The 13,700-nt window shown below is 34.9% G+C and carries 12 protein-coding genes; 5 read left to right on the top strand and 7 right to left on the bottom strand.

Going from position 1 to position 13,700, the window contains the following annotated elements:
* The 4 genes from dagF to gntP are packed head-to-tail and all read left to right on the top strand — an operon-like array spanning position 1 to position 3,864.
* Entirely contained in the window at positions 1 to 756 is a 756-nt protein-coding gene (gene dagF, locus ACX9TM_RS24550) for a 2-dehydro-3-deoxy-phosphogluconate aldolase (protein ID WP_065381953.1), read from the top strand.
* Positions 749 to 1,765, top strand: a complete 1,017-nt coding sequence (locus tag ACX9TM_RS24545) for a sugar kinase (RefSeq protein WP_001227516.1) — start codon at positions 749 to 751, stop codon at positions 1,763 to 1,765. Before dagF ends, ACX9TM_RS24545 begins: the two co-directional genes overlap by 8 nt.
* Positions 1,765 to 2,490 carry a GntR family transcriptional regulator gene (locus ACX9TM_RS24540; protein ID WP_000539278.1) on the top strand — a complete coding sequence of 242 codons (726 nt, stop codon included), beginning with the start codon at positions 1,765 to 1,767 and terminating at the stop codon, positions 2,488 to 2,490. The genes ACX9TM_RS24545 and ACX9TM_RS24540 overlap by 1 nt, the downstream gene beginning before the upstream one ends.
* Positions 2,491 to 2,538: 48 nt before the next feature.
* A complete protein-coding gene (gene gntP, locus ACX9TM_RS24535) occupies positions 2,539 to 3,864 on the top strand; it encodes a gluconate permease GntP (RefSeq protein ID WP_000356167.1) in 1,326 nt (441 codons plus the stop codon).
* Positions 3,865 to 3,999: 135 nt separating this feature from the next.
* Here gntP and ACX9TM_RS24530 read toward each other — a convergent pair whose 3' ends face one another.
* Entirely contained in the window at positions 4,000 to 4,671 is a 672-nt protein-coding gene (locus tag ACX9TM_RS24530; RefSeq protein WP_000710350.1) for a YqeB family protein, read from the bottom strand.
* Between the two features lie 45 nt (positions 4,672 to 4,716).
* Positions 4,717 to 5,310: a TetR/AcrR family transcriptional regulator gene (locus tag ACX9TM_RS24525; RefSeq protein ID WP_000132248.1), complete on the bottom strand. Its 594-nt coding sequence runs from the start codon at positions 5,308 to 5,310 to the stop codon at positions 4,717 to 4,719.
* 277 nt (positions 5,311 to 5,587) lie between these two features.
* Between ACX9TM_RS24525 and ACX9TM_RS24520 the strand changes: the two genes are divergently transcribed.
* Positions 5,588 to 5,779: a YjcZ family sporulation protein gene (locus ACX9TM_RS24520; protein WP_001290392.1), complete on the top strand. Its 192-nt coding sequence runs from the start codon at positions 5,588 to 5,590 to the stop codon at positions 5,777 to 5,779.
* A 53-nt stretch (positions 5,780 to 5,832) separates the two neighbouring features.
* Here the strand turns inward: ACX9TM_RS24520 and ACX9TM_RS24515 are convergent, their stop codons facing one another.
* The 5 genes from ACX9TM_RS24515 to ACX9TM_RS24495 all read right to left on the bottom strand — a co-directional run bounded on the left by ACX9TM_RS24515 (position 5,833) and on the right by ACX9TM_RS24495 (position 13,699).
* The gene (locus ACX9TM_RS24515) at positions 5,833 to 7,809 is read right to left on the bottom strand and encodes an FtsX-like permease family protein (RefSeq protein ID WP_000144951.1); all 1,977 of its coding nucleotides are present in this window, start codon (positions 7,807 to 7,809) and stop codon (positions 5,833 to 5,835) included.
* Positions 7,806 to 8,558 (bottom strand): ABC transporter ATP-binding protein, encoded by a 753-nt coding sequence (locus ACX9TM_RS24510; protein ID WP_000393250.1) that lies wholly within the window; start codon positions 8,556 to 8,558, stop codon positions 7,806 to 7,808. Before ACX9TM_RS24510 ends, ACX9TM_RS24515 begins: the two co-directional genes overlap by 4 nt.
* A 20-nt stretch (positions 8,559 to 8,578) precedes the next feature.
* Positions 8,579 to 10,534, bottom strand: a complete 1,956-nt coding sequence (locus tag ACX9TM_RS24505) for an ABC transporter permease (RefSeq protein WP_000145009.1) — start codon at positions 10,532 to 10,534, stop codon at positions 8,579 to 8,581.
* 68 nt (positions 10,535 to 10,602) lie between these two features.
* Positions 10,603 to 12,582: an ABC transporter permease gene (locus ACX9TM_RS24500; protein ID WP_000145051.1), complete on the bottom strand. Its 1,980-nt coding sequence runs from the start codon at positions 12,580 to 12,582 to the stop codon at positions 10,603 to 10,605.
* A gap of 94 nt (positions 12,583 to 12,676) precedes the next feature.
* Positions 12,677 to 13,699: a sensor histidine kinase gene (locus ACX9TM_RS24495; protein WP_000765341.1), complete on the bottom strand. Its 1,023-nt coding sequence runs from the start codon at positions 13,697 to 13,699 to the stop codon at positions 12,677 to 12,679.
* Between the last annotated feature and the right edge of the window lies 1 nt (position 13,700).

Here is a 13,700-nt window from a genome sequence, read left to right as displayed (position 1 = left end):
ATGACAAACATTCAAAAACGTTTTTATAAAGGCCGCGTAGCATTAAATGTATTGGCAAACAATATAGAAAATGCGAAAGATATTTTTGAAGCAGCAGAAGGTTATGTAGTAGTGGGAGTGTTATCAAAAGACTATCCAACAGTAGAAGAAGCTGTTACAGCTATGAAAGCATATGGAAAAGAAATTGATGACGCTGTATCAATCGGACTAGGCGCAGGAGATAATCGCCAAGCGGCAGTTGTGGCTGAAATTGCGAAGCATTATCCTGGTAGCCATATTAACCAAGTGTTTCCTTCAGTTGGAGCGACACGTGCAAATCTTGGCGAAAAAGATAGCTGGATTAATAGTTTAGTATCGCCAACAGGAAAAGTAGGTTACGTAAATATTTCTACTGGCCCAATTAGTGCGGCTGGAGAAGAAAAAGCAATCGTTCCAATTAAAACAGCGATTGCACTTGTACGTGATATGGGCGGAAATTCATTGAAGTACTTCCCGATGAAAGGGCTAGCCTATGAAGAAGAATATCGCGCAGTTGCGAAAGCTTGTGCGGAAGAAGAATTCGCATTAGAGCCAACAGGCGGAATTGATAAAGAAAACTTCGAAACAATTGTACGTATTGCGCTTGAGGCAAATGTAGAGCAAGTTATCCCGCACGTGTACTCTTCTATTATTGATAAAGAAACTGGTAACACGAAAGTAGAAGATGTGCGTGAATTATTAGCAGTCGTGAAGAAGCTAGTTGATCAATATGCGTAAGAAAATTGCAGCGTTCGGCGAAGTAATGATGCGCCTGCAAGTACCTGGATATGAATTGTTGTCGCAAGCTAACACGTTAAATTACTCATTTTCAGGTACAGGTGTGAACGTTGTAGCGGCACTTTCTCACTTAGGGCATGAAGGGCTTCTTATTTCAACTTTACCGGAAAATTCGGTTGGAGATGCAGCTGTATCTTACATTCAAAAGTTAGGAATTCAAACTTCTCTTGTTTCAAGAGGTGGTAAATATGTAGGTATGTATTTTTTAGAAAATGGATTCGGTGCACGTGCAAGCCGCGTTACGTATTCGAATCGACTAGAAAGTAGCTTCAATACGGCGTCTGAAGAGATATACCAATTTGAAGAAATTGCTAAGGAAATTGATATCGTTCATTTTTGCGGTATTACACTTGCGATGAATGATACGGTGCGCCATCATATGAAGTCTTTAGCGAGAGCAGTTAAAGAAAACGGAGGAACCGTCGTTTTTGATTGTAATTATCGTCCATCACTTTGGGGAGAAGACGGATATGAACAGGCAAAACCGCATTATGAAGAAATGCTGGGACTTGCTGATATCGTTATGATGAACGAAAAAGATGCAATGTTTGTTTTAGGAATAAAAACCGAAGAAACGGAGCGAGAGGCGCAACTTGTTGATCTTATTCCAAAGGTAGCTGAAACGTATCATATCGCTACAATCGCTGGTACTCATCGCTCTATTAACAGTGATAATACACATTCGCTTCGCGGGTTTATATGTAAAGATGGAACGTTCACTTTTGCAAAAACACTTACGTTTTCTGTATATGATAGAATAGGTGCTGGAGATGCTTATACGAGCGGAATTATTCATGGCGAGATAAAGGAGTTCGCACCAGAGAAAGCTGTTTCATTTGCGTCAGCAGCTGGAATGCTAGCACATACAATCGTCGGTGATACGCCAATGTCATCAGAGAAGGATATACTTCGGGCAATGACGGCATCAGTAGGTGATGTAGAAAGGTAGTGGGTGTAACGGTGAACGTAACGAGAAAAAAAGGACCATTATATTTGCAAATAAAAAATATTATTCGTGATCGAATATTGCATGGTGTATATGCGATTCATACGAATATCCCTTCCGAACCGCAGTTAGAAGAAGAGTTCAAAGTGAGTAAAATTACAGTGCGAAATGCGATTAAAGAACTCGCTCAAGAAGGATATTTGGAAAAGAAAAGCGGTAAAGGAACGAAAGTCATCCGCAATACTTCTGCGACAAAACTGTCAAAGGGTAAGAAATTTACTGAAGTGTTAGTGGAAGAAGGATATAAAGTACAGAAGAAATTGCTAAAAGCAGAAATTGTGCAGAATGAAGAAGGAACAGTGCCATTTCGATTATTCGGTAAGGAGAGTTTTCGTATTGAACGTTTATATACGTTAAATGATGCACCGTACATTCATTATACGCACTATTTCTCAGCAGGAATGGCAAGTTCAGATTTATCGGATTTTGACTTGCAATCGCTTTATGATTTAGTTGAAGACCGAGGTATTCATTTAGAAAACTTCAGAGATGAATTCGCAGTTGGACTCGCGCCTAGTTTCGTTGCAGAAGCGCTAGGTGAAAAAGAGGGGACAGCGCTATTAAAACGCATGCGTTATTCTTACGATGAAGTTGGCGAAGTAATTGAATATAGCGAAGGCTACTACAATACAGAAATGCAGCATTATGTAGTGAATTATGACGTATAAAAAAGAGGGGATTTTCCCTCTTTTTTTATAAAGTAAGGAGAATGGGAGATGGATATATACTTATTAATCGTCACGTTACTTGCAATTGCGATTGTTATTTTAGGGGTATCATGGTGGAAATGGCATGCATTTATTAGTTTAACAGTTGCGAGTTTGTTTTTAGCTATCATGTCTGGACTGAACTTAACGAAAATAGTGACTGCCTATGAAACTGGTGTTGGTAGTGTACTAGGGCATTTAGTTGGTATTTTAGCTCTCGGAACAATTTTAGGGAAAATGATGTCCGATTCAGGGGCCGGCATGCAAGTGGCAGATTTCTTTATTCGATTTTTCGGTGTAAAGAAACTACCTTGGGCTATGTTATTTGCAGGATTTGTTATAGGGATTCCAGTGTTTTTTGAAGTGGGGATCGTCATTTTATTACCACTTGTTATTTCCATTCGAAAAACGACGAAGCAAAATATATTATTAATTGCGTTACCTGTCATTGCAGGATTATCTATTGTTCACGGGCTCGTGCCTCCGCATCCAGGGGCGATGACAGCAATCGGTATTTATAACGCGAACTTAGGAAAGGTACTTTTATATTCATTAATTATCGCGTTACCAACAGCCATTATCGCAGGACCGATATTTGCAAAGTGGGTACATAAAAGGGTTATACCTGAAAATGAACCAGAGCTTATTCGAGTTACGACTGTCTCAACTGATTTGCCAAGTCGTAAAGTTTCATTCTTTATTATTTTACTACCAGTTGTATTGATGATTTTATCAGTAGTTGCACCATATATTTCATTACCGAAAAAATTGACTGAATTTTTCGTGTTTATAGGAAGTCCAGTAATCGCCTTACTTATTTCATGTTTCGCAGCATTTTATTTACTTGGTATCAAACAAGGTATTAATAAAAAGATGATTAAAAAATTAACAGATGAAAGTTTATTGCCTGTCGGTTCTATTATTTTAATAATTGGTGCAGGCGGTGGATTTAAACAAATATTAATTGAAAGCGGCGTTGGAACAGCTATTGCACAAATGGCAGAACATATTTCGTTATCACCAATCGTATTAGCTTTCATGGTAGCTGGTTTAATTCGAATTGCAACAGGTTCAGCTACAGTAGCATTAACGACAGCAGCAGGGATTGTTTCACCAGTTATTCAGCACATGTCTGGTGTGAATTTAGAGCTTCTCGTTATTGCAACCGGTGCAGGTTCATTAATGTTTTCTCACGTAAATGATGCAGGGTTCTGGCTTGTAAAAGAGTATTTAGGTTTGACGGTGAAGGAAACGTTTAAAACGTGGACGGTACTCGAGACATTGTTATCATTTATTGCATTTGGTTTTGCGCTTGTGTTGAATATGTTTCTTTAGGGAGAAAAGTCCATTTTAATTAATAAAACCCACAGGAGAAATTCAATTTCTCTGTGGGTTTTGCTATTTTTTGATCGTAGTTACTTACAAATATACAGGGCAAGGTGCTTTTTATATCTTTTTTCTATTGTCCTATTACTTAATGGAACGGACATACTGATCTTCTCCATCGTCTTTGACAAAGACTCCTAGCTCATTCAAATCTTTGCGTAAATGCTTCTTTTTTTTAGAGTTTCCTTCTCGAAGGGCATTGCGTCTTTCATACAAAATAGTATTTATGCTTTTATTAAATCGCTCATCCTCTAATTTCCATAAGCTATACTCATGTTTATAAGGATCTTGTTCCACCCAGGGGAAGCCGTGCATTAAGAAAGTATCTTTAATTTTGCTTGGGGTAATGTCAGATGTTTCACGTAACCATTCTCGGTCTTCTTGATCAATGATAACCACTTGACGCTTATCTACAAAAACGGCTTTTACATTTAATCTGGTGATTTGTTTCTTTTGATCGTCCTTATTCACGTGAATGCTTTCCGAAGTAATGTTCATTTTTAAAGCTTCACTATAAATAATTAAAGAAAATAAAATTCCTGCAATAACACCAATTAGCATGAGGATAATAGGAAGCCAGAAGGGATTAATAAAATTTAAAAGTTCTATAATTTTTGAATCAGAAAAGAGAGGAATCTTTTTTATAATCTCTATTAATTTAGGTGAAAAATATCCAATAATTCCTAAAAGGATTGGGCTTACTATAGCAAGTAATTTTTCTAAAAAACCTAATCCAATGACAGATGCCTTTTTCATGTGTAGTTCATCCTTTCATATATATTTTTTTAATCAAGGCATGTTTTAAACAGTGAGTTTCTTCACCATTTTTATGAGCTCATCTGAGTAATTTTCTATGGATATAGATGAATTTGCCTTCAGCATTCTTTCTTCGATTGCTCCTAAAATAAATGAAGCTAATGTGTCGGTTTGGAAAGAATCGGAAAACACGCCATTTTGTTGACCAGTCTTCAAAATATCTAATAACATCGTTCTAAGAGCATCCTCCTCTTCGTCGTCTTCGATTCTGTAATAAGGAACGTTCTCTTCATTTCTTGCATTAAAGACAATCTCAATTAAGGCAATATTATTTTTGTAATGAGTTTCTTGATAAGCCAAATGCGCTTCAATAAAAGCCTCTAGTTTATTTATTTCAGATTGAGCTAATAGCACTCGATTACTAATAAATTCATGTTGCTTGGCAACTAAAAATTGTAATGTGCGATTCATAAGGTAAAGCTTATCATTAAAATGATAAGAAATAAGTCCGGTACTAATCTTAGCCTTTTTTGCTACCTTCGTTAAGCTTAAGTTGTTATATCCAACCTCTTCTAATGTATCAATACATGCAAGAATAATTTGTTCACGCCTAGCCTCTGCAATAAAAGAATCAGTCACGCTATTCAACTCCTAATTTATATGATTTGAATGTATAATCAAAAAATTGATTGGTCATTCAATTAAATATTAGTAAGAAATTAAGAGTATGTCAAATGTTTTATGCTTACATCTGGATAAGGCTCATTCGCTTTTTAATAAAGCCCAATTCCTAAAACAAGCCCGTTTTTAGGTAAGCCAAGCTTCTTATTCGCCCTGAAAACATAATATAAATGGAATCCCCTCATTTAGAGCAAGGTGAACTTGTTATGAATGATACTAAAGGAGGAATAGGGTAATGAGCGAAAAGTGTGAACACAGACATGATGATTGTAACCGCAGACATGGTTGCGGAGGCGGTTTTGCGCTTCTAATCGTATTGTTTATTTTATTAATTATCATCGGTGCTAGCTGCTTCGGCGGAGGCGGCGGTTGTGGTTATGGTGGTTACGGCGGTTATGCTGGCGGCTACGGCGGATATTGCTGCTAATTATTAAAAACTATTGAAAATAGCCTTGTGCATATTGCACAAGGCTATTTTATTCATATTTTTATATGCTGTGATAATTTATTAATGTAAAGAGAACGGATTAAGAAGAAGAAAATGATCTCGATAATCCCGAAAAAGGTGAGTACGATACATGTCTCTTTTAATAAGGAGAAAGAAAACATGCTTTGTAAAAACTTAACTGCAAATAATGTGTGAACACCAGCAACGACATAAGGAACGAAAAATAAAATTCCTAATTGAATCGTTGCAGAGCGAAACATTTCTGATTCAGTTAAGCCAAGCTTTGTAATCGTAATATACTTTTGTCTTTCAGTTGTTAAGTCATTATACATACGGAAATATAAAACACTAGCTGCTCCGATAAAGAAAATAAAGCCGAGAAATGCCCAAATAAAGAATTGAGCGACTGCATTTCCTTTACTATGAACGAGTTCATCCGTAGCTGTATAAATATAAAATGGTTTAATGAAATCTTCTTCATTTTTATGTGCTTCATACAAGGTTTCTGCATCATGATTTAAGCTTTTTAATATATTTTTTGTTGGGACAATTGCATTTTCCCAATTTTCCACGAAGTAGTTATAGACTGTAATTGTTTCAATATGAGGAATCATATTTTCAATTACTTCATCTTGCATCACAATTAAGTGAGGTAATGCAAAGGGAGGCTCAATTCCTCTATTAATAAAACCTTTAATTTGAAATTCCTTTTTATTAGAGCCAAGTGTAATCGTGTTCTGCTTCGCAAATGGGTTAGACACGAGATTTAATAACACTGGTGAATAGCGAGAAATATTATAAACTTGTGAAGAATCGAGAGTGATTTTTGGTCTGTTTAATTGCTGTGCTATTGCGTTATAATCACTCATTTTCATAATGGCAATTGATTCTTTTGAAGCTGTATCTTTTAAAACGGTAAATTTATATTTGTCATATTGAAAATTAGCATTTGTAAGTTCAGTTTCAATCGTAGTAATATGCTTTTGTTCAAATGCATTAACACCTTCTGATGTATAGGTGAATGGTATTGGATATCGTTCTAGTATGGGTGCTTTCGTATTATTGTTTGCAGCAAATAACCCGATAATAATTGTAAATGCAAGTGCAGATAGCATAGAAACAATAAAGAGTACATTAATATTACTGCGTGTACGAGAAACTAAATCTGAAATCCATAACATATTTATTTGTTTTAAATAAAACTTTCTTCGTTTCTTTAAAATATAGATAAAGAGAAGAAATGTTTGTGAAAAAAATAAATACGTCCCAACTACTACAAGCGGTAAAATAGATAGCATAATTAAGAATACAGATCCATTTTGTGCATTTTTTTCCGTTATGTAGCCTTGCGGATAACCAGCAATATAATAGCATAGTCCTAAACAAGTTAAAGCAAATAGTGAAATCAGTATAGATGGTTTTTTTTCGCTCTTCTCTTTGTTAACGCCCTTAATAAGCTTCGTTGTTTTTCGAGTACGAATAAACATTGGTGTAAATGTAGAAACGATTAAAAATAAGATGATAAACGTTACGGTTGTAACGATAATCGCTTCTGTTGGCCAATATAAATAGAGACCTTTCGCGTTTGTTAATTTCGAAGTGACTAATAAGAAAAAGTTAGAAAATACAAGTCCACCTTGAATGCCGATAAAGATAGACAATATCCCGATTATCATATTTTCAGTAAATAACAGTCTCTTTAATTGTCTCTGTGAGATACCGAGAATGGTGAGTATCCCGAATTGCTGCTTCCGTACATTTAAAAATGTTCCAATTGAATATAAGAGAAAGAAGAACGAGAACATAACAATCACAAGCTGTGCTGTACTAGCTAAGTTCATTAGAGGATCACGTTCTTGGAAACTTTGTACACTTTGTAACCGCGGGTGATACGCGTATACAGTAAATGAAAAGAAAACCATGATAGAAAACGCACTACTTACAAAGTAGGCGAAATATGCTTTCGAATTACGTGAGACATTTTTAAATGCGAATTGCCAAAATGTCATCCACGTCTTCCTCCTAATAATGCTAAAACATCTAATATTTCTTGATAAAATTTCTCACGGTACAATCCGCGGTGTAGTTCATTGTAAAGCTCTCCATCTTTAATGAAAATAACACGGTTACAATAACTTGCTGCAAACGGATCATGGGTAACCATTAAAATCGTTGCATCTTCTTCTTTATTTAATTTCGTAAATAGCTCCATTACGTCAATTGCCGCTTTTGAATCTAAGTTTCCTGTCGGTTCATCGGCAAGTAGAAGTGAAGGATGATGAATGACAGCACGTGCTACTGCGGTACGCTGTGCTTGTCCCCCGGAAACTTCAAAAATACGCTTGTCCAAAATATGATCAATTCCAAGCTTTTTTGAAATGTTATCAAGCTTTTCATCCATTTCTTTTAATGGAACATTATCTAATGTTAAAGGTAGTACGATATTTTCACCGATTGTTAGTGTATCTAGTAGGTTAAAGTTTTGGAAAACAAATCCTAACTCTTGGCGGCGGAAAATAGCTAACTTCTCTCTACGAAATGTGTGCGGTTTTTTTCCGTTAATCACGACATCACCAGAAGTCGGAGAATCGATTGTAGAGATAACGTTTAAAAATGTAGATTTCCCGCTACCAGATGGTCCCATAATGGCAACGAATTCACCTTTATCCACGTGTAAATTTATATTTTTTAAAGCAGTATGAGGGACTTTTCCCTCATATACTTTTGAGACGTTTTTTATGTGTAATACTTCTTCCATAGTAATCACCTTTCTACTTTTTAAAACTTAATGTGTTGTGATAATTTTTGCATATAAAAGGAACGAATTAAAAGGAAAAATAAAATTTCAACTGTTCCAAAAATCATAAGTACGACTGTAATTTCAGCGAAGAACGAGAGATGTAATATTTCTTGTAGCATCTTTGTCGCAAACATCGTATGGATTGATGCCATAATGTAAGGCACGAAGAAAAGAATCGCAAGCTGAATTGTCGCTGAACGTTTCATTTCAGTCTCAGTTAAGCCAATTTTCGTAATCGTTATATATTTTTCTTGCTCATTTGTTAAATCTGTATACATTCGGAAGTAAAGAACACTACCAGCACCGATAAAGAAAATAACACCTAAGAAAGTACCAATTAAGAAGAATGAGGCAACATTTAGTTTTTTCTTATATAGAGAATCGCTCGCTTCACTTGCATGGAAAGGTGGGTGCTCTGCTTGAATAGCTGCATTATCGTTATGGATTTTTGTTATAAACGATGAACCGATATTATGTGCTTTTTCCCAATCTGTAACTTTGAAGTTATATACACTCATTTGTTTGGAAACTGTGGATAAGGCTTCTACATTTTCATCAGATAGTATGAGTAATTGGTATATTAAGCTGTTTGGGAATGGGCTATAACTTTTATATTCTTTCACTTGTAGTTGTAAATTGTTTTGAGTAAGTGTAAGAGTATTTTTCTTTTCTTCATTGTGAAGTGTTCCAATAACTTGATCATCTAAGTCTTTCATAAGAATATAAGATTCATTCTTATTTACCGTGAGTTTTTCCAAATTTAATGCTTTAGCAAGTACATTATAGTCACTTTGTTTAATTGCGTAATAGAGCTGCGTGTTATCTTCAGCTGAAGATACCTCATATATATCCGTTTTAAATTTTGTATAAGTAAAGTGCCCTTCATTAAATTTCTGCTCTAACCAGTTTAAATGTTCATCAGCTAATGTATTTTCAGTATGCGATAAATACGTAAACGGGAAAGGGTTTTGTCTAATTGCATCAAACTTTGTAAATTTCCCAAAACCGTATAAGAATGTAATCATTGTAAAAGCGAGTGTTGATAGCATCGCTACAATAAAGAGCATGTTAATGTTTGTCCGAATGCGCGCTGCTAAATCCGAAATCCAAAGCATATTAATTCGTTTCATATAAAACGTTCTTCGCGTTTTTAAAATACGAATAAGTAAAAAACTAATTTGTGAAAAGAAAAAGTATGTTCCAGCTGCAATAAGCGATGGGATGACAAATATACTAGAGACGGCGTATAAAAGCCCAATGATGTCACCTAGCGACATAAAATACAACGGATTTGCGGCTAACGCATATCCACATATTAAACACGTCGCACCAAATAGAGAGATGAGCACGGATGCTTTTCTTTCTTTTTGTTGTGTTCCTTCTTTTAAAAGACGTACGGCTTTTCTCGTACGAATGAGCATCGGTGTAAAAGATGATACGAGAATGAAGAGCCCAAGAAAGATGATGATAGTTAAAACGATAGCACTTGTAGGCGGATATAAATATAAACCAGGTACGTGTGTAATTTTGGCGGTAACTAATAAAAAGAACTGTGAAAAGACAACTCCAAGTTGAATGCCAAAAAATATAGAAAGAGCACCAATTAACATATTTTCTATAAATATGAGTCGCTTTAATTGTTTTTGAGATATGCCAAGTACTGTTAAAATCCCGAACTGTTTTTTTCGTACTTTTAAAAAGGTCCCGATTGAATACAGTAAAAAGAAAAATGAAAAGAACACAATGACAACTTCTGAAATTGTCATTAATATGTTCAGAGAATAATTCACGTCTGTCATATGCAATTTAGGATGAAATAAATAAACTGCAAATGAGAAAAAGATTGCGATGGAGAACGCACTGCTTACAAAATAGGCGAAATAAGCTCTGGCGTTCCGCGTCACGTTTTTAAATGCAAACTGCCAAAATGTCATTCACCTGAACCTCCTGATAGGGTGAAGATGAGAAGAGCATAAGAAATACTCTTTTCATCAATTTTGTTTTAAATATTTTGTCCACTCGTGTATTGTGATAATTTTTGCATATAAAGTGAACGAATGAATATGAAAAACACGATTTCAACGAATCCAAAAATAATAAGAACGGCTGAAACCTCTTTGAACAGAGATAAACCAATTACATCTTGTAGCATTTTTGTTGCAAACATTGTATGAATGGATGCCATAATGTACGGAATGAAAAATAAAATACTAAGTTGAATGGTTGCAGATCGTTTCATCTCTGTATCTGTTACACCGATTTTAGAAATCGTTATATATTTCTCTTGTTCGTTCGTCAAATCCGTATACATTCTAAAGTAAAGAACGCTACCAGCTCCAATGAAGAAAATAACTCCTAAAAAGGTCCCAATTAGGAAAAATGCAGCACTGCCTGATGTTATTTTGTATAACGATCCTGCTGATTCAAAGGAACGAATAAGAGGTCCTTCATACTGGGATTTATTTCGATCTTTTTGCACTTTTTCTATAAAATTATCAGCAATTTCATATGTCTGTTCCCAGTTTTGAATTTTGTAATTGTATGCTGATATATGCTTTACGGTGCTAGGTAAGTTATTTACGATAACATCAGGCAAAACTATCGTTTGATATGAAAAGCCAGATGGAATTGCATTCACATGCTCATAGCCTTTCACTCGTAATTTCGTATTTGTACTAGAGAGTGTAATGTAATCTCTTTTGTAGCTTTGCTCAAATTCGTTGAATATGGTGTTATAAGATGTCCCTGTTAGCACATATGCTTCGTTATCATCCATAAATAGTTGTTTCATTCGTAAAGAATCTGCAAGTTTGTTATAGTCACTTTGCTTAATTGCGTATACGTCATTATAAATAGCTATATCTTTATCTTCTTTTAGTGGTGTTTCATATATATCAGCTTTTATTTTTTGATAGGGGAAATGCTCTTTTTGTAATTGTTGCTCAAGCCAATTTAAATGCTCTGTAACAAAAGGGTTCGCATCATAAGAAAAATAAGAAATTGGAAAAGGAGAAGTTCTATTCACCTCTAGCTTAATAAATTTCCCGAATCCATATAGAAACGTAATCATTGTGAAAGCAATTGTAGATAGCATCGCTACAATAAACAGCATATTAATATTCGTTCGAATACGGCTCGCTAAATCCGAAATCCAAAGCATATTAATCCGTTTCATATAAAACTTTCTTCTTTTCTTTAAAATATAAATAAGTAAGAAACTAATTTGAGAAAAGAAAAAATATGTTCCGATTGTAACGAGCGTTGGAATGACGAAAATACTTGAAACCATATATATAACACCGATTTGCGGGCTTACTGATACGAAATATTTAGGATTTCCAGCTAACGCATAACCACCAAATAAACAAATCGCACCAAATAATGAAACAAGTATGGATGGTTTTCTTTCTTTTTGTTTTCCACCATTTGTTTTTAAAAGGTGTACTGCTTTTTTTGTACGAATAAGCATTGGTGTGAATGCAGATACAATGATAAAAAGACTAAGGAAAACAATGGTTGTTAAAATAAACGCGTTAGTAGGCCCGTATAAATATATTCCTGGAACATGGGTAAGTTTGGCTGTTACTAATAAGAAAAATTGAGAAAAAACAACTCCAAACTGCATGCCGAAAAAGATAGATAAAATCCCGATTAACATATTCTCCATAAAAATAAGACGATGTAATTGTTTTCTCGATATTCCTAAAATGGTCAAAATACCAAATTGTTTTTTTCTAACTTTTAAAAAAGTACCAATGGAATATAGTAAAAAGAAGAAAGAGAAAAATACAATTACTACTTCTGAAAATATCATTAATCCTGAAATTTCAGAGGTCATGTCAAAGTTTTGTAATTTCGGATGGAATAAGTAAACAGCAAACGAAAAGAACACAGCAATGGAAAAGGAGCTACTTACAAAGTAAGCAAAATAAGCTCTTGAGTTGCGCGTGACGTTTTTAAATGCAAATTGCCAAAATGTCATAGATTATACCTCCGGCTAGAAGATATAGAAGTAGTTGTATTGCAAAAAATGTATGAGAGTGAGTTCTCATACATTTTGCTTGCATATGTTACGATCATGCTTCGGTCACCTTCTCCGTATGTTCTGCTTGATTATTTGCAGCGTTGTGGAAGATGATTTTAATCGTCGTTCCTTTACCAACTTCAGAATCTAGTTTGACAGAGTGACCTAAATAATCACAAATTTTACTTACAATATAAAGGCCCATACCAGTAGATTCTCCGAATGCGCGACCGTTTTTCCCAGTGTAAAATGGTTCAAATACTCTTCGAATATCTTCTTGTGGAATACCAACACCTTCATCGCGAACTTCTAAAATAATATCTTTTCCGTTTCGGTAAGCAGATAAGAATACTTTCTTTCCGCGTTCCCCAGAGTAACGAACAGCATTTGTCATTAACTGATAGATGATAAATTTTAGCCATTTCGCATCAGAAGCAACTTTTAAATCAGAATGGACTTCTAAAACAGGGAAGACACCATTACGAATGAATAGTTCTTTTAATCCGTTAATATTTTTTGTTACCGTATCTTTTAATGAAATCGTCTCGACATGGAAATCTTCATGGAAGTTATTTAACCTAGCCATGTATAAAGCCATATCAAGTCCTTGGTTTAGACGCTCTAATTCTTTTTTAAACTTTGGAATTAAATGCTCGTCTTCCATTTCTAGCACCATAAGCTGCATAACAGAAACAGGTGTCTTCATTTGATGTACCCAATGGTTAATGAATAATTGATGTTCTTGTTGTTTTACTTCATACGATTGTAGTTCTTTTTGGAATAGACGGTACTGCGTACGTACGAGTTCATTGACACCGTGAGGCATCGGAGCAGTTGCTCTTTCAATAAACGCATCTTCCATTTTTTCTGGTTGCTCACTTAATCTATGGTACATTCTACGATTGCGAACGTAACGATAAGCGAGGAAACAAATAAATAAGTATAAACTTAAAACGACGAAGTAAAATTTATTATTTTGAAATCCGTCTACTGCATCATAAAGAACGAAAATGATACCGAAGTTTAATACGTACAGTAGAAAAAATGCAAAATGATCACGTAAAAATAGCTTCATG

The sequence above is a fragment of the Bacillus sp. LH1 genome, from assembly GCF_057924895.1.
This window is presented reverse-complemented; position numbering and strand designations above follow the sequence as displayed.